This window comes from Acidovorax sp. NN32 (assembly GCF_057597245.1).
In genome coordinates this window covers 631526-653625 of record NZ_CP199679.1, presented here as the reverse complement: position 1 = coordinate 653625, position 22100 = coordinate 631526, and the positions used below count along the sequence as shown (strand labels likewise).

17 protein-coding genes are annotated in these 22100 nt (G+C 65.7%); 9 read left to right on the top strand and 8 right to left on the bottom strand.

Features of this window, described 5'->3' with window-relative positions; translation table 11 throughout:
- Positions 1-244 precede the first annotated feature (244 nt).
- Positions 245-1957: a methyl-accepting chemotaxis protein gene (locus tag ACT89O_RS03085; protein ID WP_487261781.1), complete on the top strand. Its 1713-nt coding sequence runs from the start codon at positions 245-247 to the stop codon at positions 1955-1957.
- A 173-nt stretch (positions 1958-2130) separates the two neighbouring features.
- Here the strand turns inward: ACT89O_RS03085 and ACT89O_RS03080 are convergent, their stop codons facing one another.
- A complete protein-coding gene (locus tag ACT89O_RS03080; RefSeq protein WP_199727044.1) occupies positions 2131-2844 on the bottom strand; it encodes a Crp/Fnr family transcriptional regulator in 714 nt (237 codons plus the stop codon).
- 178 nt (positions 2845-3022) lie between these two features.
- Here ACT89O_RS03080 and ACT89O_RS03075 point away from each other — a divergent pair, with 178 nt between their 5' ends.
- Positions 3023-4201 (top strand): ABC transporter substrate-binding protein, encoded by a 1179-nt coding sequence (locus tag ACT89O_RS03075; RefSeq protein ID WP_487261780.1) that lies wholly within the window; start codon positions 3023-3025, stop codon positions 4199-4201.
- 38 nt (positions 4202-4239) lie between these two features.
- Here the strand turns inward: ACT89O_RS03075 and ACT89O_RS03070 are convergent, their stop codons facing one another.
- The 4 genes from ACT89O_RS03070 to ACT89O_RS03055 form a co-directional block, all read right to left on the bottom strand.
- Entirely contained in the window at positions 4240-6645 is a 2406-nt protein-coding gene (locus tag ACT89O_RS03070) for a glycosyl hydrolase family 18 protein (protein ID WP_487261779.1), read from the bottom strand.
- Positions 6646-6688: 43 nt separating this feature from the next.
- Entirely contained in the window at positions 6689-7387 is a 699-nt protein-coding gene (locus tag ACT89O_RS03065) for a hypothetical protein (protein WP_487261778.1), read from the bottom strand.
- Between the two features lie 482 nt (positions 7388-7869).
- Complete coding sequence (locus ACT89O_RS03060; protein WP_487261777.1) at positions 7870-8418, bottom strand: ATP-binding protein; 549 nt, start codon at positions 8416-8418, stop codon at positions 7870-7872.
- Positions 8415-9110: a hypothetical protein gene (locus tag ACT89O_RS03055; protein ID WP_487261776.1), complete on the bottom strand. Its 696-nt coding sequence runs from the start codon at positions 9108-9110 to the stop codon at positions 8415-8417. Before ACT89O_RS03055 ends, ACT89O_RS03060 begins: the two co-directional genes overlap by 4 nt.
- Positions 9111-9478: 368 nt before the next feature.
- Between ACT89O_RS03055 and ACT89O_RS03050 the strand changes: the two genes are divergently transcribed.
- On the top strand, positions 9479-11236 hold the full coding sequence (locus ACT89O_RS03050) for an ATP-binding response regulator (protein ID WP_487261775.1): 1758 nt from the start codon (positions 9479-9481) through the stop codon (positions 11234-11236).
- Between the two features lie 79 nt (positions 11237-11315).
- Here the strand turns inward: ACT89O_RS03050 and ACT89O_RS03045 are convergent, their stop codons facing one another.
- Genes ACT89O_RS03045 through ACT89O_RS03035 form a run of 3 tightly spaced genes read right to left on the bottom strand, consistent with a single transcriptional unit; the run spans position 11316 to position 14589 of the window.
- Positions 11316-11936, bottom strand: coding sequence for a LuxR C-terminal-related transcriptional regulator (locus ACT89O_RS03045; RefSeq protein ID WP_487261774.1), 621 nt, complete (start codon positions 11934-11936; stop codon positions 11316-11318).
- A gap of 56 nt (positions 11937-11992) precedes the next feature.
- Positions 11993-12823 carry a general secretion pathway protein GspB gene (locus tag ACT89O_RS03040; protein WP_487261773.1) on the bottom strand — a complete coding sequence of 277 codons (831 nt, stop codon included), beginning with the start codon at positions 12821-12823 and terminating at the stop codon, positions 11993-11995.
- 2 nt (positions 12824-12825) lie between these two features.
- Positions 12826-14589: an ExeA family protein gene (locus ACT89O_RS03035; protein ID WP_487261772.1), complete on the bottom strand. Its 1764-nt coding sequence runs from the start codon at positions 14587-14589 to the stop codon at positions 12826-12828.
- A 243-nt stretch (positions 14590-14832) separates the two neighbouring features.
- Here ACT89O_RS03035 and ACT89O_RS03030 point away from each other — a divergent pair, with 243 nt between their 5' ends.
- The 6 genes from ACT89O_RS03030 to ACT89O_RS03005 all read left to right on the top strand — a co-directional run bounded on the left by ACT89O_RS03030 (position 14833) and on the right by ACT89O_RS03005 (position 22068).
- Positions 14833-16779, top strand: a complete 1947-nt coding sequence (locus ACT89O_RS03030) for an AMP-dependent synthetase/ligase (protein ID WP_121507718.1) — start codon at positions 14833-14835, stop codon at positions 16777-16779.
- A gap of 38 nt (positions 16780-16817) precedes the next feature.
- On the top strand, positions 16818-17603 hold the full coding sequence (locus tag ACT89O_RS03025) for an ABC transporter ATP-binding protein (protein WP_055400027.1): 786 nt from the start codon (positions 16818-16820) through the stop codon (positions 17601-17603).
- A gap of 15 nt (positions 17604-17618) precedes the next feature.
- Positions 17619-18548, top strand: coding sequence for a branched-chain amino acid ABC transporter permease (locus ACT89O_RS03020; RefSeq protein WP_055400015.1), 930 nt, complete (start codon positions 17619-17621; stop codon positions 18546-18548).
- Positions 18549-18576: 28 nt separating this feature from the next.
- The gene (locus ACT89O_RS03015; protein WP_055400013.1) at positions 18577-19653 is read left to right on the top strand and encodes a branched-chain amino acid ABC transporter permease; all 1077 of its coding nucleotides are present in this window, start codon (positions 18577-18579) and stop codon (positions 19651-19653) included.
- A gap of 52 nt (positions 19654-19705) precedes the next feature.
- A complete protein-coding gene (locus ACT89O_RS03010) occupies positions 19706-21034 on the top strand; it encodes an ABC transporter substrate-binding protein (RefSeq protein ID WP_121422119.1) in 1329 nt (442 codons plus the stop codon).
- A 221-nt stretch (positions 21035-21255) separates the two neighbouring features.
- Positions 21256-22068, top strand: a complete 813-nt coding sequence (locus ACT89O_RS03005) for an ABC transporter ATP-binding protein (RefSeq protein ID WP_055400025.1) — start codon at positions 21256-21258, stop codon at positions 22066-22068.
- The last annotated feature ends 32 nt before the right edge of the window (positions 22069-22100 follow it).

Sequence of the window (22100 nt, the reverse complement as noted above, 5' to 3'; positions counted from 1 at the left end):
GCAACAATACCGCCATACGCTTTCACAAATGGCAAAAAATTGCCCGCAAATTTGTAACAACGAGCCCATGCACATTGGGCATACCACTATCCGCAAGCGTCATGACACATTTTGTAATTTGTGCCTACACTGCCTTGAACCAGGACGCAGACCAAGGCCATTCAGCAGGTGGCTGACACGGGCACCCTTATTGCTTCGTTCTCCCCCACACGATTCATTGTCCCCAGAGACTCCAAGGAACACCATGCAGGCCGCAACGTCACTCAAATCCCTGTCGATTTCCAGCCGGCTGAGCCTGGGCTTTGGCTGCATGCTGGTGCTGCTGGTGGCGGTGGCCGCCGTGGGCCAGCTCTCGGTGGGCAAGGTGCACGAGCAGATGCGCCAGATCACGGGCATCGGCGCCAACAAGGCCAAGCTGGTCAATGGCATGCTGGAGAGTGTGAGCGCCATAGGCATTCAGAGCCGGTCGGCGGCCATGCTCAACGACATCGACCCCAAACGGGCCCGCGAACAGATTGATGCTGTGGCCAAGACGCTCAAGCTGTATGCGACCCAGGAAGCCGCGCTGGCGGAGTTGCTGACCCCCGCCAACGCCACCCCCACCGAGATCAAACTGCTGGGCGAAGTGCAGGCCCTGGGCAAGAAGACCCGCCCCGAACTGGACACAGCCATCAAGGCCGCCGACGACGGCGATACCGTGAGCGCCACCCTGGCGCTGATGACCCGCGTGGCCCCCGCCGAAACCGCCTGGCGCACCAAACTGGGCGAACTCATCGACCTGCAAAACACGCTGAATGCCGAAGCCACTGCATCGGCCGAGCACACGCAGAGCCAGGCCCGCGTGGTGGGCGGGCTGCTGGTGCTGCTGGCCATTGGGTTGGGCGCGCTGATTGCCTGGCGCATCACCACCAGCATCACGGCCCCCATTGGCCGCGCCGTGGTGGTGGCCGAACGCATTGCGCGCGGCGACCTCACCTCGCAGGTCGAAGTGCGCATCCACGACGAAACCGGCCGCCTGCTCGAAGCCATCGCCGCCATGCAGGAACGCCTGCGCACCCTGGTGGGTGAGATTGGCCAGACGGCAGATTCCATCCTGGTCGCCAGCTCGGAAGTGGCCTCGGGCAACCTGGACCTGAGCCAGCGCACCGAACAAACCTCGCACAACCTGCAAAGCGCGGCCAGCTCGCTGGTGGACCTGACCGGTACGGTGTCGCAGAGCGCCGACTCGGCCCGCCAGGCCAACCAGCTGGCCTCCACCGCATCGGATGCCGCCACGCGCGGCGGCGAGGTGGTGTCGCAGGTGGTGCGCACCATGGACACCATCAGCGCCAGTTCGCGCAAGATCGCCGACATCATCAGCGTGATCGACGGCATTGCGTTCCAGACCAACATCCTCGCGCTGAATGCGGCAGTAGAAGCAGCCCGTGCAGGCGAACAAGGCCGGGGCTTTGCCGTGGTGGCCGGCGAGGTGCGCAACCTGGCAGGCCGCTCGGCCAATGCCGCGCGCGAGATCAAGGCGCTGATCGGTACCAGCGTCGACCAGGTGCAGGAAGGCAGCACCCTGGTAAACCACGCCGGCAAGACCATTGAAGAACTGGTGCTTTCGGTGCGCCGCGTGTCGGACATCATGGGCGAGATCACCGCCGCCACACAGGAGCAAAGCCAGCGTATTGGCCACGTGAGCCACTCGGTGGGTGCGCTGGAAGAAATGACCCAGCAGAACGCGGCGCTGGTGGAAGAAGGCGCCGCCGCCGCCGACAGCCTCAAGGACCAGGCCGGGCGCCTCACACAAATGGTGGGCACTTTCCGCCTCACGCGCGACGGCGGTGATGACAACAGCTGGGGGGCAGGCAGCCCCTCTGCATCGCCAATGGCTGTGCCCGCCCCTGCCCGCACCACCGGCAGCCGCCCCCTGTCCTCGCCACCTTCCCGCCCCCGCGCCCTGCCACGCAGCTAACCGGACTTTGAAACTGGCGCTCCCCACGCCAGGGACGCCCAGCAAGGGCCGCCCCGCAGCAAGGGCGCGCCCCCTTGGGGGCTGAGGTGCAGCGGCTCCAAGCCTGCCTGCGCAGGCTTGGACTGCTCCGAAGGGCCGCCGCCTCTGGCGGTGGCACCGAGGCGCCGATCGCCTCAGGGGGGAAACACGCTCGACCGCAGCGCAGCAAGGTCCAGCACACGCAGGCCGCCATACTCCACACGGATGGCGCCCTGCGCTTCCAGCGCAGCCAGCGCCTCGTTCACGCGCTGGCGCGACAGACCCACCAGATAGGCCAGCTCCTGCTGCGTGATGCGCAGCACCTCGCCCACGCCCGGGTACAGCACCGGGTTGAACAGCGACGCCAGGCTGCGGGCCACACGCACATCGGGGTTGTTCAGACGGTCGATCTCGCGCGCGGCGATGAACTGGCCCAGGCGCTCGTTGAGCTGGTTCATCACAAAGCGGTTGAAGCCGATGGAGTGGTCCAGCAGCCAGTGAAAGCTGTCAATCGGCAACCCCGCCACCACACTCTTGCGCAGCGCCTGGATGTTGTAGCGGTAGGGCTCGCGCTTGATGGTGGTGCCTTCGCCAAACCAGCCGCCCGGCGGCAGGCCCGCGTACGTCATGGTCTGGCCCTGGGCGTTGTCCGTGCTCATCTTGAGCAGCCCCTCGACCACACCAAACCAGTAGGTCACCGGGCGCCCCACGCGGCACACATAGTCGCCCGCCTTGGCATCCCCCACCAGCAACGAGGCCACAGCGCGCTCGCGCTCGGCGGGCAGCAGCAGTCGCAGCCAGGGAATGCCGTCCAGCTCATCCGCCGTGGGCGGCCGACGACGCTGGTGCAAAGACAGATCCTGGTTCATGCGTGAGTCCATGGCGCGAAGGTTCTCATGAAAAAGGGCAGTCTGCCGCGATGGGGAAGTGCGGGAATACCACGATCCCAATTGTCGCCAGACCGACAAAAAAATGCCAATCGTGATTGGATGATGTCGCCTCCCCCGGCTGCCGCTGCGCAGGCCCGGGCCTTTTGAGGAGACACACATGCCCGCCGACCTGCCCCCGACCACCGCCCGCCCACCGTCCCACATCGCCCGGCGCCAGTTGCTGGCTGCCGCGACCGCCACCATCAGCCTGCCCTGGCTGGGGCTGGGCAGCGCCCGCGCACAGGAAGGGACCATCCGTATTGCACAGTCCACCGCCCTCACCGGCCCACTGGGCGATCTCGGGTCGGCCATGCACCAGGGTGCCAAGGCGGCATTTGCCGGCATCAATGCACGGGGTGGCATCCACGGCAAGACCATTGAACTGGTCACACAGGACGACACCTACGATGTGCCCAAGGCGCTGGCCAATGTGGAGCTGTTCCTGGCAGACCCTGGGTACTTTGCGCTGTTCAACTGCATGGGCACCCCCATGATCGACGCCATGCTGCCCAAGGTGATCGAGAGTGGCATTCCGTTTTTCGCCCCCTTCACCGGCGCGCAACTGAGCCGCACCAAGGCCCGCAGTGTTTTCAACATCCGCGCCAGCTACGCCGACGAGGCCGAAAAGCTGGTGCAACACCTGTCTACCATCGGCATCCAGCGCATCGGCATCGTCTACCAGAACAACGCGTTCGGCAAAGAGATCTTTACCGCCGCCAAACAGTCGATGGACCGCCTCAAGCTGCCCGAGGCGCTGACGGTGACGGTCGAAAACAACGCGTCGGATGCCGGCGCCGCAGCCACCAAACTGGCAAGCGGCAACCTCGAAGCCATCGTGATCGGCCTGGCAGGCAAGCCCACGCTGGAATTCGTGAAGGCGTTTCGCGCCATCAAGCGCGGCGTGACGCTGTATGCACTGTCGGTGATGGGCACCCCCGCTACCGTGAAGGCCCTGGGCGCAGATGCCACGGGCATGGCCATCTCGCAGGTCGTGCCCCTGCCCTCCAACGTGGTCATGCCGGTAGTGCGCGACTTCCAGGCCGCCTGGAAGGCCTCGGGCGCCGCGGCCGAGCCCTCGCACCTGGCGCTGGAGGGCTACATCAACGCCCGCGTCTTTGCCGAGGCCCTGCAGCGCGCGGGCCGCAACCCCACACGAGCCGCCTTCATCGACGCCACCTGGAACCTCAAGAAGTGGGACCTGGGTGGCTTCGAGATCAACGCCAGCACCCCCGACCGCAATGCATCGCGGTTTGTGGAGCTGACGCTGGTGGGGCGCGACGGCAGGTTTTTGCGCTGAATCTCATCACCGGACCCTGCATCCGCAGGGCCCCGGCATCACGGCACCTGGACAACCACCGGATTGGACAGCGGACCTTCGTTGCCGGATGCGTCCAGCATGGCGATCTGGTAGCTGTGGCTGCCAGATGCCGCCGCTGCGTCGGTGTAGTTCGGGCTCGTGGTGGTGGCGATCGCCACACCGTCCCGGTACACCCGGTAGCCGGCCGCAGCCCCTGCGATGAACGACTGCTTGACCGCCTGCATCTGCGGGTTGGTGCCGGCCGATGGCAGGTAGCCGTAGTTCACCGTCCACACCAGCGTGCCGCCCAGGCCCTGGTCGCGGACCCACTGGCCTTTTTCCGCAATGGAACGCTCATCCTCGTAGCTCAGATAGGTCACGGGCGTGTCTGCAGCGCGCCACCAAGGGTTGCTATAGGTGATGTAGCTTTGCTTGGCCACGCTGTCCCAATGGTAGGTGGCACCAATCTGGCCAAAGGCGTTGTCCTCCACCAGGCGCTGGTAGTTGTTCATCCAGTCGCCGTTGTTCATCCAGCCCTGCATGCCGGCCGTGCTCTGGCGCGGCCCCGTCACCGGGTTGTTGAAATAGGCGCCGTACAGGCCGATGCCGATGCCCAGCTTGGCCCGTGGCACACCGGCGTCCAGGTAGGTCTGCACAGTGGACGCCACGGAGGTCGGGTGCTGTGGCCCTTCGCCGAACAGCGGCGAGTGGTGCCAAGACAGCCAGCCCCAGTCGCCGGTCATGCTGTAGGTCATGAGGTTGAAGCGGTCCACCACCGAGGCCACCTCGGCATGCCAGGCGGTCACATCCTTGTGGTTCACGTTCACCCAGAAGCCAGGCCAGCTGATCTCCAGCGGCGTGGCCTGGTAGCGGGCACGCTGCTGCGACGCGGCGCGCAGTTCGCGCAGCAGGGCCAGCGCCTGGGCGCGGCTTTGCGCGGTGTCCAGACCCTCTTCCCAGTCGATGTCCACGCCGTCGTAGTTCTTCTGCTCGGCCTTGTCCAGAATGTTCTTGATGAACCGTGCGCGGGTCTGCGGGTCGGCCGTGGCGGCGCGGAAGCCGGGGCCATCCCCTTCGCCGCCCACCATCATCACCGCCTTGGCGCCGCTGCCGTGGGCCTTGGTGATCAGTGGCTCCTCGACCTCGGTGTGCGCGCCGCCCGCCCCCTCCACCAGGTCGCCAGCCTGCCCGCCCAGCGGGCCCGTGCCCGGCGCGTAGCGCCCGAAGACGAAATGGGTCATGGTGGTCATGTCCACCGCCTCGGGTGGGTACATGGTCCAGAACCAGCCAGCGTAGTAGCCGTAGACCCACTTGCCGCTCTGGGCAATGGGGTTCCAGCCCAGGCGCACGCCCTGGGACGTGGGGCTGGCCGTGACACCGCCCACCTGCGGCAGCGAATTGGTGCTGTCCACCGCGAGCGTGACCGTCCCGCTGACGGACTGGCCCGCACTGTTGGTACACACCAGCTCATACGCCGTCGTGGCGGACGGGCTCACCGGCTCGCTGCCCTGGGTGGGGCGCGCACCGCTCCAGCCGCCCGATGCCGTGCAGCCTGTCGCGTTGCTTGCCTGCCAGTTCAGGCTGGCGCTTTCGCCGCGCCGGATGCGGCTGGGCGTGGCGCCGAAACTAGCGATGGTCGGCGCTCCCGGTGGAGTACCGCGCACCATCACCAGGGTCGATGCGCTGGCGCTGTCGCCCTGCGCGTTCTGGCAGTCCAGGCTGTAGGTAGTGGTAGCGGCCGGCGTGACGCTGGCCGTGCCGCTGGCGGGGCGGTTGCCCGTCCACCCACCCGAGGCCACGCACCCCACGGCGCCCTCGGTGGACCAGCCCAGCGTGCTGGCGCCGCCCGCGTCGATGGTGCCCGGCTCCGCCATGAACGACACGATGCGCGGCGCGGGGGTGGGCGCCTGGCCGGTGCCCTCCACCACCAACTGCGCCAGCCCCTCGCCGCCGGCTTCGAAATACTCCATGCGCACGGTGTGATCGCCGGCCGCCAGTGGCACGGAAGCGGTGTCCATGGTGATGCCATGCGGCGTCCAGTTGTTGATAACCGGCTGCCCGTCGACCAACACGCGCACGCCGTCATCGGTGAAGGTGGTGAAGGTTGCGGAGCCGCCCGTAAACGTCAGGGTCGCCGTCCAGCGCGCCGAGAAGCTGTCCACGGGCAGCCGGGGGTCGGGGCTGTCCGTCATCCAGTAGCGGTCGATGGGGCCGTTTTCACAGCGGGTCAGCACCGCCGGCCCGGACAGCGCCGTGTTGGGGAAATACTCGGCCAGCCACTGGCCGGGCGCGCAAACCTGGGCCATGGCGCTGCCGCTGGTCCATGCCAGCGCAGCCACCAGTGGCAGCGCCCAGGCGCGCAGCCCCGTGCGCGGGCGCCGTGGGGCAGGCCCCGCAGCGCCGCTGCTGCGGCCGAAGCCGCCATGTGCGTGTGATAGGTGCATCAGAAAACCTCCCTTGAAAAAAATGTCCATGTCTTCGTTCCCCTCAAAACCGCGGGCCCCGCGGTCCCGCACGCCGACGCAGCCGCAGCCCGCCCAGGCCGGCCAGCGCCAGTGCCGCCATGCCCAGCGCGGGTCCGCTGGCGGTGGGAACGGCCGCAGGCGCCACCACCACCGGGGTGTCGTCGCAAGGCCCCATCACCGCGCGGGGCGCGCTCCAGCGGGCCGGGTCCATCTGCACGCCCCCAGCGGCGTCGCCAAAGCCACGCGGTAGGCCGCCAGGGCCGCCGCGGTCAAAGAACACCTGGTTCGTGGCGTCGGCCTCCCAGGTCACGGGGGGCACCAGCGTGATGCCGGTGGCGCTGAACTGGCCGCTGCGCAAGCCGTCGGACACCAACGCACTGGCCATCTGCGCGAGCGCGCCGCCCGCGTCCGTGGCGATGTTGCCGTCCAGCGTCTCCAGCGGGAACGCGCGCATGCTGTGCCGAAAGACGGCCGTGCCCTGGCTGTCGAGCCGCCAGATGGCGCACTGCAGATCGCCCGGAGTCCAGGTCTGCGCGCGGGACGTGGTGCCCCCGTTGTCCATCACCAAAGTGAGGCTGTAGCGGTCGCCGTCCAGCGCCCCGGGTATCGTCGAATCAGCGACCGTGCCCGCGTATGTGGTGGCATAGGGCGCGGCGCCCACCGTGGCAACGGCGGTCGACAGAACGAACGCGACAAGGACAGTGCGAAAAGATGCGGCCATAAAATTTGAATAGAAAAACAGTTCCAGCGCTTATTCAGCAAGCGCAAACAGCTATCAAATAGAGAGCAAGCGAACGGCACATCCAGCAGCGCTGGCAGTGCTTGGCAACGCCTGGCGGCTTCGCCACCCAACTGCATGCGATTGTGGAAAGCGCCCCGGCGCGGGTCCATTCGCCTGATGGACTACGACTTCGAAACCCGGGTCGTACGACCAGGGCACCTGCACGATGCAAGGCTCGCAGAACCGATCACCGCACCGCGCAAACGAGCCAGGCGCCATGGCCGCAGAGGCCACACCGCAGACGACAACGCTAGCGCGCTCGCAGGCCGTGCGGGTGGGCGTAGTGCCGCTGATGCCCATGAGTACCAGCGATGCCCCCAACACCTGAAACGCCACGCCAGTACAGCGCGATACCAGCTTTGGAGCGCCCCCAAGGGACCTCTGCTTACTTTGAGCCACTGCATTCCAAAATTCCCAACCAACTATTTCGCACCCGATACAAAAACTGCCTGGTACTGCTCACACTCCGCAGCGTCCAAAGGCTCCCAAAGCTTGCTGTCCATCTCAAAAATCTCTTCCCACGCCGTGGGAGACAGTGCTCTCCCCATTTCCCGGTTCCGTCGCCAGACCCTGGCACGCCGTACTTCACAAGGGGCGTCCAAGACGTGCATCTGGATTTCAAACCCGTCTGACTCCACCTGCCTGAAGAACACCTCCCGGGCGCTGCGTTGGACGAGCCCCAGTTCCAGGATGACGTCCACCCCGTTGGCAAGAAGCTGACGGCTGTGGTCCCAGATCAGCTGGGTCAGCCGTTCTTTGCGAGCCACATACCACTCGGGGTCAAGCCCGGCGTCCATGCGATCTGCGTTGAAGAGCACCGAAAACCAGGTATCCAGCGCAATGTGCACGCCCTGGTTGTTCATGGCATAGGAATAGGCATAGGTCGATTTGCCAGCCCCGGCAGGGCCTTCGATCAAATGCACCTTTGGCATTTTTTGAATCGGAGATAGAGGAAGCGAAGATGCCGTCACAAAAACCCCCGCCATCCGCGCCTACGCAACCGCAATACACCCACGCCAGCCACAGTCAGCCCCATCAGCACCAGGGCAGGCGCACCCGCTGCGGGCACAGGGGTGGCCTGGGGCCCCGGGTTCACCGGTGTGTCGTCGCAGGGCCCCATGACCGCGCGGGGGGCACTCCACTGGCCAGGGGCCATTTGCACGCCACCTGCCGCGTCACTGAAGCTGCGCGTCCCTCCACTGCCGTTGTTCCGGTCAGACAGCACCCAGTTGTTGCCATTGGCCCTCCACGACACTCGCGGAGCCAGCGCGATGCCGCTGGTGTCGTACTGGCTCGATTGCATGCTGGTGATGGAAAGCGCCGTCATCATCTGCGTGAGCGCTCCCGTGACATCGGTGGCGATACTTCCGTTGAGCACCTGGAGTGGAACCGCGCGCAGGTTGTGCCGGAAGATGGCTGTGCCTGCACTGTTCAGCCGCCAGATGGTGCACTGCAGTTCGGTAGGAATCCAGGTCTGGCCCAGGGCCGTGCTGCCTCCGTTATCCATCACAAACGTGACGCGGTAGTTGTCACCATCCACGACCCCAGGAATCGTGGAATTGCTGACCACACCGGTGTAAGTGATGGCGTACGGGGCTGCGCAGGCTGCTGCACACGCGTACAAGAGCACCGAGGCAACAGTGGTGCGGAGCAGATTTTTCATGTTTGATATTGATCTAAAAGTGGATCTAGCGCTTTACCAATAAGCACTAGCAGCTATGAATTTACGAGCATTTATCGCATTGACTCAAAGCGCCTGAACAGAGTTGCTGGTGCGTAGCCAGGCCCTGCACCAGCACCTCAGGCCAGTGAGATGAAAACCTGGCATTCATGGTGAAACAGCCCCCGCAGGGAGGGTCTTGCGGGTTATGGGCCGAGCCAGATCAGTCAGCTTTTGATTGTGTTGAGAGCGCTGCAGTTGATCCATTCGACTGAAGGACTACGACCTCACACCACAGGTCGTACGACCCCAGAGCCCGCAAAATGCCAGGCCGGTGGGATCGGTTCACTACAAAAAGTCAGGGAGAAGCCATGGCCGAGGAAGACAAGCCACAGCCGCAACACACGCAGGCGCAGATCGAGCAGGAGGCGATACGCCGCATGCAGGCCGTCTTGGCCGGGGCGGTACCGCTCATGCCGACGTTGCCACTGGTCGCAGCAGCGGCGCTGTGGAGCCGGTGCGGCGGTTGGCAATTGGGGGCTTGGCTGCTGGCGGCGCTGCTCGCGCCAGGCCTGCGCTATCTGCTGGTGCGCAGATACCACGCTGCTGTCGCAGATGCAGCAGGCGCTGTGCGCTGGGCCAACGAGGTGACGGTCTCGGCACTTCTGGACGGATTGGCGTGGGGCGTTGCCGGCATGCTCTTCCTGGTGCCCGACTCACCCGCGCTGCAAATGCTGCTGATCACGATGATCGTCGGGACCTCAGCAGGCTCGGTCTTCGTCACCTCGTTCTGGCCGCGCTCGGAATACGCCTTTGCCGTCCCCTCCGTGGGCCTGACGGCCGTGGGCCTTGCTCTGCAGGGCAGCGAAGGCGGCGTGGGCATGGCCATCGGGCTGGTTTTTTTCCTGGGCATCCTGTACGGCATCATGGGCCAGGCCCATGGCATGACCATGGAGACCATCAGCCTGCAGTTCGAGAAGACCGCGCTGGCGGAAAGCCTGCAGCAGCAAAAGGAAGTGGCCGAACAGGCCAGCCTGGCCAAGACCCACTTCCTGGCGGCCGCCAGCCACGACCTGCGCCAGCCGCTGCATGCGCTGGGACTGTTTGTCACGGCGATGCGGCAGCGCCTCAGGGGTTCTGCCCACGAGCCCTTGGCCGACCGCATTGCCAGCAGCGTGGCAGCCCTGGAAGGTTTGCTCAATGCACTGCTGGATGTCTCGCGGCTGGACGCAGGTGTGATGCAGCCGCAGCGCAGCCCTGTGGCCCTGCACGACCTGCTGGGCCGATTGGGGGCCGAGTTCGCACCCCTCGCGCAGGCCAAGGGGCTGGCATGGCGCAGCGAGGGGCCAGAGGCCATGGTGGATTCAGACCCGGCCCTGCTGGAAACCATGTTGCGCAACCTGCTGTCGAACGCCGTGCGCTACACCCCAGCGGGCGAAGTGTCCCTGCAATGGCGCAGCAGTGGAGGCCAAACCGTGGTGCGCGTGCAAGACACAGGCGTTGGCATCCCGCCCGAACACCATAGGACGGTGTTCCGGGAGTTCTTCCAATTGCACAACCCTGAGCGGGACCGGAGCAAGGGGTTGGGCCTGGGACTGGCGGTGGTGGAGCGTCTGGGCATTCTTCTGGACCACCCGCTTACCTTGTTTTCGGCCCCGGGGCGTGGAACCACGTTCGAGCTGGCATTGCCAGCGCTGGAGGCGGAATCCACCTTGGCGACAACCGCGACAGAAGGCACCGCGGACGCCATCGGCCTGCGGGTCTTGGTCATCGATGACGAGGCGGGAGTGCGCGATGCCATGGCGCTGCTGCTCGGTGACTGGGGCTATCGCGTCACGCTGGCCAGCTCTGTCGGCGAGGCCCTTTCACTGCTGCGCGAAGCCCCGCAGGCCATCGTCGCAGACTACCGACTGCGTGACGAACGCACCGGCGCCGAGGCGATTGCGCAAGTCCGCGAGACCTGGGGAGCCAATATTCCTGCGCTGATCGTGACCGGCGACACCGCACCCGACCGGCTGCGTGAAGCCAGCGCCAGCGGCCACCCGGTGCTGCACAAGCCCGTTGCAGCAGCCCGCCTGCGTGCGTTTCTGCGCCACGCCGTCCACGCGCCGCAGCACGGGCTGGCTTGACCGGGTAGCCACATCTGTAACCCTCGCCCATCGGCAACGCCGGAGCCCAGCCCCCAGGCCGGCACGCAACAGGAGCGCTTTACTCCCGTGGCAACAGCCCCTGGCGCCTGGCCACCAGGACCGCCTGGGCGCGGTTGCTGACCTCCAGACTGCGAAAGATGGAGCCTGTGTGTGCCTTCACCGTGGCCTCGGTCATGCCCAGTTGGCGCGCAATGACCTTGTTGGAATGGCCATGCGCCAAACAGTGCAGCACCTGCGCCTGCCGTGGAGTCAGAGGCGTGGCGGGCGCTGGAGTGGGCTTGGAGGCCAGCAGCATCGGCGGCAGGTAAACCCCACCGGCCAGCACCAGACGCAGCGCCCCCAGCATGACATCAGGCCGCTCCCGCTTGGGGATGAAGCCCATGGCCCCCGCATCCAGCACACGCCGGACCATGCTCGCGTCTTCGCAGGCGGATAGCACAACCACCGGCATGGTGGGCGCCAGCGCGAGCAGCCGCTCTATTCCGCCCTCGCGCTCACGCCCCGGCATGTCCAGATCCACCAAGGCAAGCGCTGCATCGGCGTGCTCCTCCAACAGGGCTGCCGCTGCGGCATAGTCCCCGGCGGCCAGCATCACCGCGTGCGGGTCCAGTTCATGCAGCAGGTACTGCAGGCCCTCCCGGAACAGCGTGTGGTCGTCGGCAAGGATGATCTTCATCATGAAAACAGGGGCGTAAAGCAGATTTGGCGAGCCGGAAAAACTCGAGGGTTGCAAGCCTACTGCGCCGCCACCCCATACCGGTAGCCCTTGAACGACCAGACAGTACGCCCAGGCTCGATCTTTTCCAGCACCAGGCCGGGTGCCGCCTGGTCGCCTTCGTGCAGCACCTGTCCGTTGACGATGGCCATGCGGTAGGCCGGATTGTTCGAATGGGTGGCGCCCGTCACCTTGAGCGCAGGCAACTGCGTGCGCAAGGCCTCGGGCAGGTCTCCCTGCGCAAACACGGGGCTGGCGGGCGGTGGTGCCACTCCGGCGTCTGGTGACGGCCGTGGCGCAGGCGCTGAGGGGGCCTGGGGGGCGGGCGCAGCTGCCGGGCTGCGCGGGCGCGCGGGCTGCTCGGCTGCGGGGGCGCGGGCCGCCGCAGGAGCCGCCACCACCACGGAGGCCACGGGCCGCTCACGTTCACGCGGGGGTGGCTGAGGTGCTGCACTGCGTTTGTCTGCCGGGCGCTTGTCGGTGCTGCGGGGCTCAAGAGGTGCCATCGGTGCGGGTGCGGGTGCCGGGGCAGGCTCCGGCGCGGGCACAGGGGGCGGCGGCGGGGTTGGCGCTGCCACGGGGGGCGCCACGGCAGCGGGCGTTGGCACAGCCGGGGCCGCTGCCACCACCACAGCCGGGGCCTGGGGCCGCAGGGCCCACCAGGTGCCGCCGGCCGCCAGCGCAGCGGCTCCGACCACGCCCGCTGCGACAAACCACAGGTTGATCGGCCCGGCCTGACCCGGCATGGAGGAAGCGCCAGAAGTGGGCGCAGCCTGCGTGTGCAGGCCCGGCACGGCGCCCCGGCCGCGTTCGGCATCGGCACGCCGCAGGGCATCAAGGATGTAGGACATGGTTAAGGCGTGTTCCGCAGACGTGGCTCGTTCACGCCGGTGGCGCGGTTGAGCAGCATGAGGGTCAGGGGGCCGGCGCGGCCGTCGGGCGTCACGCCCTGGGCCAGCTGGAACCGGTGGATGCGCGACTGGCGCTGAGCGGGTGTCACCGGCTTGCTGCCGGGGCCCGAGCCACCGGCGGCCTTGCTCGCCAGCCGTTGGTCCAGCCAGGCCGCGCCCGCCGGTGAATCGGTGATCTCGCCCCGGTCGGGCATGCCCACCGGGGCGCGCCACAACGTGGCAATCTCGCCGCGCCAGACTTGGGCCAGTTCGGCCACGGGGACGCGCAAGCTGCGGCCGCCGCCTTCGAGCGTGGCGTTGTCGCCATCCAGTCCACGCAGCAAGACCGAGACAGGGGCCTCGGCCTCTTCCGACGGGTACAGAGCCAGCAGGACAGGCCGGTCGATCTGGCGCACCAGGTTCAGGCCCGCACGGCGGTTGCGGTAGCAGCGCAGGCCCTCGCGCGGCAGGGTAGCGCAGGCATCCGCGCCCGCAGGCAAAGCCGCCCCCCAGGCCGAGGCCAGCGCCTGCCAGGCCGGCGCATCGGTGGCAGGCTGGGCCTGCATAAATTGGTCCAGCGCAGAAGACGGTGCCGCCGATGACGCCGGTACAGCGGGCGCGGCAGCTACCGGGGCGGAGGCAGCCGCAGCGGATGCGGGCAGCACTGCCGCAGGCGCCGCAGCCGCCGGGGGTTTGGCGCCCGGGCTGGACGCCGCACCCTGCGCCACGGCGGCACCAGGGCCTGTGGTGGCCACCTGCGGGCCGCCACGGTGCGCAGGCCACACCCCCATGCCCCAGCCCGCCGCCGCCACCGCTGCAGCACCCGCCACGGCACCCAGGCCCGCCAGAGCCCAGCGCGGCAGTCCCGCCTGCCGGGCGCTGCGCGCTGCAGCGGCCGAGGCCGGCGCATCGAAGACCTCGCGCGCAGCGCGGTTGACGATGGCCCGGTTCACCTGCCGCGCGCCAGCCGCATAGGCACCGAGCAGCGCCCGGTCGCACAGCAGGTTGATGCGCCGGGGCACGCCGTGCGAGAGCGCATGCACACGCCGCAGGGCACCCCGGTCAAACGGCAGCGGCCCGGTGAGCCCGGCCACGGCCAGGCGGTGTGCGATGTACTGCTGTGTCTCCTGCGGGCTCAGTGCGCCCAGGTGAAAACGTGCAATCACGCGCTGGGCCAATTGCTCCATCGACGGCTTGGCCACCATGGCGCGCAGCTCGGGCTGGCCGATGAGGATGATCTGCAGCAGCTTGCGCTCGCTGGTCTCCAGGTTGGTCAAAAGCCGCAGCTGCTCCAGCACGTCGGCCGAGAGGTTCTGTGCCTCGTCGATGATGAGCACGGTGTTGCGCCCGGCGGCGTGCGCCGCCAGCAGCGAGGCGTTGAGCGGGTCAATGTAATCCTTGACCGTTTCCACACCACCCGGCACGGTGGGCTTGTGCGGCACCCCGAACTCGTCGCAGATGGAACGCAGCAGCTCACGCACCGTGAGCTTGGGATTGAAGATGTAGGCCACGTTGCAGTGCGACGGGATCTGCTCCAGAAAGCAGCGGCACACGGTGGTCTTGCCCGCCCCCACCTCGCCCGTGAGCAGCACGAAGCCCCCCCCTGCATCCAGTCCATAGAGCAGGTGGGCCAGCGCCTCGCGGTGCCGCTCGCTCATGAACAGGTAGCGGGGGTCGGGGGCGATGGAGAACGGCGGGTGCTGAAGGCCGAAGAACGGGGCGTACATAGCCCGTGAGGATACCGCCCCCCTGTGAAGCGTTCCGCGATACCCCGTCCGCCACCCTCGCCAATCGGCCATTCGCCGTGCGTCAGGGTTTTACCCGAGGAGTAGTTTCCCGTAAATTGTCGTCGGCAAGACAAGATGACGTCAAAGTCAGTCCTAGCATCCATCCCATACACAGATACGCAGCCACAAGGCCGCGCTCCCGGCAGTCACCGGACGGACACCTCTTACTTTCAGGAACCTGCAATGTTGACCACGTTCCCGCAATTGCTGCTCAAGCATGCCGCCGAGCGCCCCACGGCCCCGGCCCTGCGCGAAAAAGAATATGGCATCTGGCAAACCCACAGCTGGGCTGACCTGGTGCGGCTGGTGGAGCAGGTGGCCGCTGGCCTGCACCTGGCCGGGCTGCAGCGCCATGAACACATGGTGGTGATCGGCGCCAACCGCCCCCGCCTCTACGCCACCATGCTGGCCGCGCAGTCACTGGGCGCGATTCCTGTTCCGCTGTACCAGGACGCCGTAGGGGCCGAATGCGTGTTCCCGCTCAACAACGCCGAAGTGCGCTTTTGCCTGGTGGAAGACCAGGAGCAGGTGGACAAGCTGCTGGAGATCCGCGAGCAGTGCCCCCAGATTTCGAACATCTACTTTGACGACCCGCGCGGCCTGCGCAACTACGAGGAACAGGGCCTGGCGTCGCTGGACTCGCTGATCGAAGCAGGCAAGGCGCACGTCGCCAAGAACCCCCAGTGGTTCCAGAGCGAGGTCGCCAAGGCCCAGCCCGACGATGTGGCGGCGATGTTCTTCACCTCGGGCACCACGGGCAACCCCAAGGGCGTGGTACACACCCACAGCACCCTGCTGGACCGCGCCAGCGCAGGTGCCGAGTTCGACAAGCTCACCAGCAGCGAAGAAGTGCTGGCCTACCTGCCCCCGGCCTGGATCGGCCAGAACATCTTCAGCTACGCCCAGTGGCTGGCCTGCGGCTACGTGGTCAACTGCCCCGAGTCGGCCAGCACGGTGACCATCGACCTGAAGGAAGTCGGCCCCACCTACTACTTTGCGCCGCCGCGCATTTTTGAAGGCCTGCTGACCAGCGTGATGATCCGCATGGAAGACGCAGGCACCATCAAGCGCGCCATGTTCCACGCCTGCATGAGCGTGGCCAAGCGGGTGGGCCCCGCCCTCATGGACGGCGAACCCGTGGGCACCCTGGACCGCATCAAGTACGCGCTGGGCAACCTGCTGGTGTACGGCCCGCTGCGCAACAACCTGGGCTTTAGCCGCGTGCGCGTGGCGTACACGGCAGGCGAGGCCATTGGCCCGGATCTGTTCACGTTCTACCGCTCCATCGGCATCAACCTCAAGCAGCTGTATGGCTCCACCGAGACCGCCGTGTTCGTGTGCCTGCAGCCCGACAACCAGGCGCGCGCCGACACGGTGGGCGTGCCGATTCGCGGTGTGGAGATCAAGGTGGCCGACAACGGCGAGATCCTCGTCAAGTCCGCCGGCCTGCTCAAGGAGTACTACAAGAACCCCAAGGCCACAGCCGAGGTGCTCACCGCCGATGGCTGGTACCACACCAGCGATGCAGGATTCCTCGACGCACACGGCCACCTCAAGATCATTGACCGCGTGAAGGACGTGGGCCGCATCAAGGGCGGCGCCAACGATGGCGCCATGTTTGCGCCCAAGTATGTGGAGAACAAGCTCAAGTTCTTCCCGCACATCAAGGAAGTGGTCGCGCTGGGCGACGGCCGCGAGAAGGTGTGTGTGATGGTCAACATCGATTTCGACGCCGTGGGCAACTGGGCCGAACGCCGCAACCTGCCCTACGCGGGCTACACCGACCTGGCGCAAAAGCCCGAGGTGTACGAGCTGATCCGCGAGTGCATCGAGAAGGTCAACGCCGACCTCGCCACCGACACCATGCTGGCGGGCAGCCAGGTCAGCCGCTTCCTGGTGCTGCACAAGGAGCTGGACGCGGACGACGGCGAACTCACGCGCACCAATAAGGTCCGCAGGGGATTCATTGCCGAAAAGTACGCGGTGCTGGTGGATGCGCTGTACGCAGGCCGCACCGAGCAGTACATCGAGACCCAGGTCAAGTTCGAGGACGGCCGCACAGGCAGCGTGAGCGCCACCCTGAAGCTGTCGGACACCAAGACCTTCGCGCCCGTCAAGGCTGCAGCATGAAACCCGCTCTCTACCCGCCCGAGCAGCAACACCCCACCATGACCAAAAAGAAGATCGGCGACGTCATCCTGGACGTCAAGAACATCAGCCTGCGGTTTGGCGGCGTGAAGGCGCTGACCGACATCTCGTTCAACGTGAAAGAGCACGAGATCCGCGCCATCATCGGCCCCAACGGCGCGGGCAAAAGCTCCATGCTCAACTGCATCAACGGCGTGTACACGCCGCAGGACGGCTCGATCACCTTCCGGGGCAAGACGTTCTCGCACATGAACTCGCGCCAGGTGGCCGAGATGGGCGTGGCGCGCACCTTCCAGAACCTGGCACTGTTCAAGGGCATGAGCGTGATCGACAACATCATGACCGGCCGCAACCTCAAGATCAAAAGCAACCTGCTGATGCAGGCGCTGCGTATCGGCCCGGCCGAGCGCGAGGAGATCCGCCACCGCGAGTACGTCGAGCACATCATCGACTTCCTGGAAATCCAGGCGTTTCGCAAGACGCCCGTGGGCCAGCTCCCCTATGGCCTGCAAAAGCGCGTGGACCTGGGCCGCGCCCTGGCCATGGAGCCGCAGGTGCTGCTGCTGGACGAGCCCATGGCCGGCATGAACGTGGAAGAAAAGCAGGACATGTGCCGCTTCATCCTCGATGTGAACGACGAATTCGGTACCACCATCGTGCTCATCGAGCACGACATGGGCGTGGTGATGGACATCAGCGACCGCGTGGTGGTGCTCGACTACGGCAAGAAGATCGGCGACGGCAGCCCCGACGAAGTGCGCAACAACGAAGACGTGATCAGTGCCTATCTGGGCACAAGCCACTGATCGGGAGAACAACTCATGGCATTCTTTTTGGAAACCCTCATCGGCGGCCTCATGGCCGGCATGCTGTATTCGCTGGTGGCGCTGGGCTTTGTGCTGATCTACAAGGCTTCGGGCGTGTTCAACTTCGCGCAGGGCGCGATGGTGCTGTTTGCAGCGCTGGCCATGGCCCGCTTTGCCGAATGGATCCCCAAGTGGACCGGCATCGACAACCCCATCGTGGCCAACCTGGCCGCCTTCGTGATTGCGGGCGCCATCATGTTCGTGGTGGCCTGGCTGATTGAAAAGCTGGTGCTGCGCCACCTGGTCAACCAGGAAGGTGCCACGCTGCTGATGGCCACATTGGGCATCACGTACTTTCTTGAAGGCCTGGGCCAGACGCTGTTTGGTAGCGACATCTACAAGATCGACGTGGGCATGCCCAAGGAGCCCATTTTTGCTTTTGACACGGTGTTCCAGGGCGGCATCCTGATCAACAAGGAAGACGTGATTGCTGCCGCCATTGCCGCTGCGCTGGTGGCCCTGCTGTCGGTGTTCTTTCAGAAAACCTCTACCGGCCGCGCACTGCGCGCCGTGGCCGACGACCACCAGGCGGCCCAATCCATCGGCATCCCTTTGAACCGCATCTGGGTGATCGTGTGGTGCGTGGCAGGTGTGGTGGCCCTGGTGGCCGGGATGATCTGGGGCAGCAAGCTCGGGGTGCAGTTCTCGCTCACCACGGTGGCCCTGCGTGCGCTGCCGGTGGTGATCCTGGGCGGCCTGACTTCGGTACCCGGCGCCATCATCGGCGGCCTGATCATCGGCGTGGGCGAAAAGCTCTCCGAGGTGTACCTGGGCCCGTTCGTGGGCGGGGGCATCGAGATCTGGTTTGCGTATGTGCTGGCGCTGGTGTTCCTCCTGTTCAGACCGCAAGGTTTGTTCGGAGAAAAGATCATCGACCGCGTGTAACCCATAACAACAAGAACAGGAGACTTCCATGCTCTACCGCGAAAACGGCCAGTTCAAGACGAGCTACCGCGCTGACCAGCAGATCTTTCCGATCGCGCAGGACCGCATTGCCATCGGCATCATCCTGGCCATCGCCTTCATCGCCGTGCCCATGCTGGCCAGCGACTACATCTTCCGTGCCATCCTGATCCCCTTCGTCATCATGGCGCTGGCGGCCCTGGGGGTGAACATCCTGGTGGGCTACTGCGGACAGATCTCGCTGGGCTCGGGCGCCTTCATGGCGGTGGGCGCCTACGGGGCCTACAACTTCTTCGTGCGTTTCCCCGGCATGCCGCTCATTCCCGCGCTCATCCTGGGCGGGCTGTGCGCCACGTTCTTCGGCATCCTGTTCGGGCTGCCCAGCCTGCGCGTCAAGGGGCTGTACCTGGCCGTGGCGACGCTGGCCGCGCAGTTCTTCAGCGACTGGATGTTCCTGCGCATCAAGTGGTTTACCAACAACTCCGACTCGGGCTCGGTGTCGGTCACCAACCTGCAGGTGCTGGGCATGCCGATCGAAAGCGCCACCAGCAAGTACATCTTCTGCCTGGCCATCCTGGTGGTGGTGGCCCTGCTGGCCAAGAACCTGGTGCGCGGCGCCATCGGGCGTGAGTGGATGGCCATCCGTGACATGGACGTGGCTGCGGCGGTGATCGGCATCCGCCCCATGTACGCCAAGCTCAGCGCGTTTGCGGTCAGCTCGTTCATTGTGGGCATGGCCGGCGCACTGTGGGCCTTTGTGCACCTGGGCGCTTGGGAGCCTGCGGCCTTCTCGGTGGAAATTTCGTTCCGCCTGCTGTTCATGGTGATCATCGGCGGGCTCGGCTCGATCATGGGTGGCTTCTTTGGTGCGGCCTTCATCGTGGTGCTTCCCATCGTGCTCAACCAGTTCCTGCCGGCCTTCATGGGGATCTTTGGCATCGAGGTGTCCACCGCCGGTGTCTCGCATGCCGAGCTGATGATCTTCGGCGCACTGATCGTGTGGTTCCTCATCGTGGAGCCCCATGGTCTGGCCAAGCTGTGGTCCACCGCCAAACAAAAACTCCGCCTCTGGCCTTTCCCCCACTGATCCCCTGCCAGTTTTTCCCGTGCTTCAACACATTCATCCAAAGGAGACATCCATGAAGCTTTCGAAAATCGTGATCGCCGCTGCGGTGGTTGCTGCCGGTGCCTCGTCCATTGCGACGAGCGCCCTCGCACAAGCCAAGGAGCAGTTCTTCCCGCTGCTGTCCTACCGCACAGGCCCCTACGCACCCAACGGTGTGCCATGGGCCAACGGAAAGCAGGACTACATCAAGATGATCAACGCCCGCGACGGCGGCATCAACGGTGTGAAGCTGACCTTTGAAGAATGCGAAACCGGCTATGCCACCGACCGTGGCGTGGAATGCTACGAACGCCTCAAGAGCCGCCCTGGCGTGTCTCTGTTCGACCCCCAGGCCACCGGCATCACCTTTGCGCTGACCGAAAAAGCGCCCGTGGACAAGATCCCGCTGATGACGCTGGGCTACGGCCTGTCGGTGGCGCAGGACGGCCAGGCGTTCAAGTGGAATTTTCCGTTCATGGGCAGCTACTGGACCGGCGCCGACATCCTGATCCAGCACATCGGCAAGGCCAATGGCGGCCTGGACAAGCTCAAGGGCAAGAAGATTGCGCTGGTGTACCACGACAGCCCGTTTGGCAAGGAACCCATCCCGCTGCTGCAAGAGCGCGCCAAGATGCACGGCTTTGAGCTGCAGATGCTGCCCGTGACCGCGCCCGGCGTGGAACAAAAAGCCACCTGGCTGCAAGTGCGCCAGAGCCGCCCTGACTACGTGCTGCTGTGGGGCTGGGGTGTGATGAACTCCACCGCCCTCAAGGAAGCCCAGGCCACAGGCTACCCCCGCGAAAAGATGTATGGCGTGTGGTGGGCGGGTGCCGAGCCCGATGTGCGTGACGTGGGCGAAGGCGCGAAGGGCTACAACGCGCTGGCACTGAACACCTCGGGCCAGCAGCCCAAGGTGATCCAGGACATCCTGAAGAACGTTCACGACAAGGGCCAGGGCACAGGGCCCAAGGACGAAGTGGGCTCGGTGCTGTACACGCGCGGCGTGATCATCCAGATGCTGGCCGTCGAATCGGTGCGCCGCGCACAGGAGCGTTTTGGCAAGGGCAAGGTCATGACCGGCGAACAAGTGCGCTGGGGCATGGAAAACCTGGCCCTGGACCAGAAGAAGCTCGATGCGCTGGGCTTCAAGGACGTGATGCGTCCCCTGTCCACCAGCTGCGCCGACCACATGGGCTCCACCTGGGCGCGCGTGCACACCTGGGACGGCAAGAAGTTCAACTTCTCGTCCGACTGGTACCAGGCCGATGAGCAGATCTTGAAGCCCATGGTCAAGGCCGGTGCGGACAAGTACCTGGCCGACAAGAAGATGACGCGACGCGACGCTGCGGACTGCCAGAGCTAAGCACATCCCCCTGAGCGGCTTTGCCGCTTCCCCCTTCTCTCTTAGCGCTTCGCGCTGCGGGAAGGGGGACGCCACCAGCGCGGCGGGGCGGCACTTGCGCGGTGGCCCTGGCCTGGGCAGCGACCGGTTCAAGGGCCAGTGAACAGCGGTTGCCTCTTTGGCAGCCGCCAATCCAAAGGGTTGTGCAACAGCTCTTTGGATTGGTACAGGAAGGCAACACCATGGACTCCAACAGCAATATCGTTCTCAACGTCAACGGCATCGAGGTCATCTACAACCACGTGATCCTGGTGCTCAAGGGCGTGTCACTGCAGGTGCCGCAGGGCTCCATCGTGGCCATCCTGGGGGGGAACGGGGCGGGCAAGACGACCACGCTGCGCGCCATCTCCAACCTGCTGCAGGGCGAGCGGGGCGAGGTCACCAAGGGTTCCATCGAGCTGCGCGGCGAGCGCATCGAAAACCTCTCGCCCGCGGACCTGGTGCAGCGTGGCGTGGTGCAGGTGATGGAGGGGCGCCACTGTTTTGCCCACCTGACCATTGAAGAGAACCTGATGACGGGCAGCTACACCCGCACCAGCAAGGCCGAGATCGCAGCCAACCTGGAGAAGGTCTACAACTACTTTCCGCGCCTCAAGACGCGCCGCACCTCGCAGGCCGCCTACACCTCGGGTGGCGAGCAGCAGATGTGCGCCATCGGCCGCGCGCTCATGGCCAACCCCAGCATGGTGCTGCTGGACGAGCCCTCGATGGGCCTGGCGCCGCAGATCGTGGAGGAGGTGTTCAACATCGTGAAGGACCTGAACACCAAAGAAAAGGTCACCTTCCTGCTGGCCGAGCAGAACACCAACATGGCGCTCAAGTATTCCGACTACGGCTACATCATGGAAAGCGGCCGCGTGGTGATGGACGGCGCAGCGAGCGACCTGGCCAACAACGAGGACGTCAAGGAGTTCTACCTGGGCGTGGGCGGCGGCGAGCGCAAGAGTTTCAAGGATGTCAAAAGCTACAAGCGGCGCAAGCGCTGGTTGGCTTGAGGAGCCCCCTGTGGCGCTGCGCGCCTTCCCCC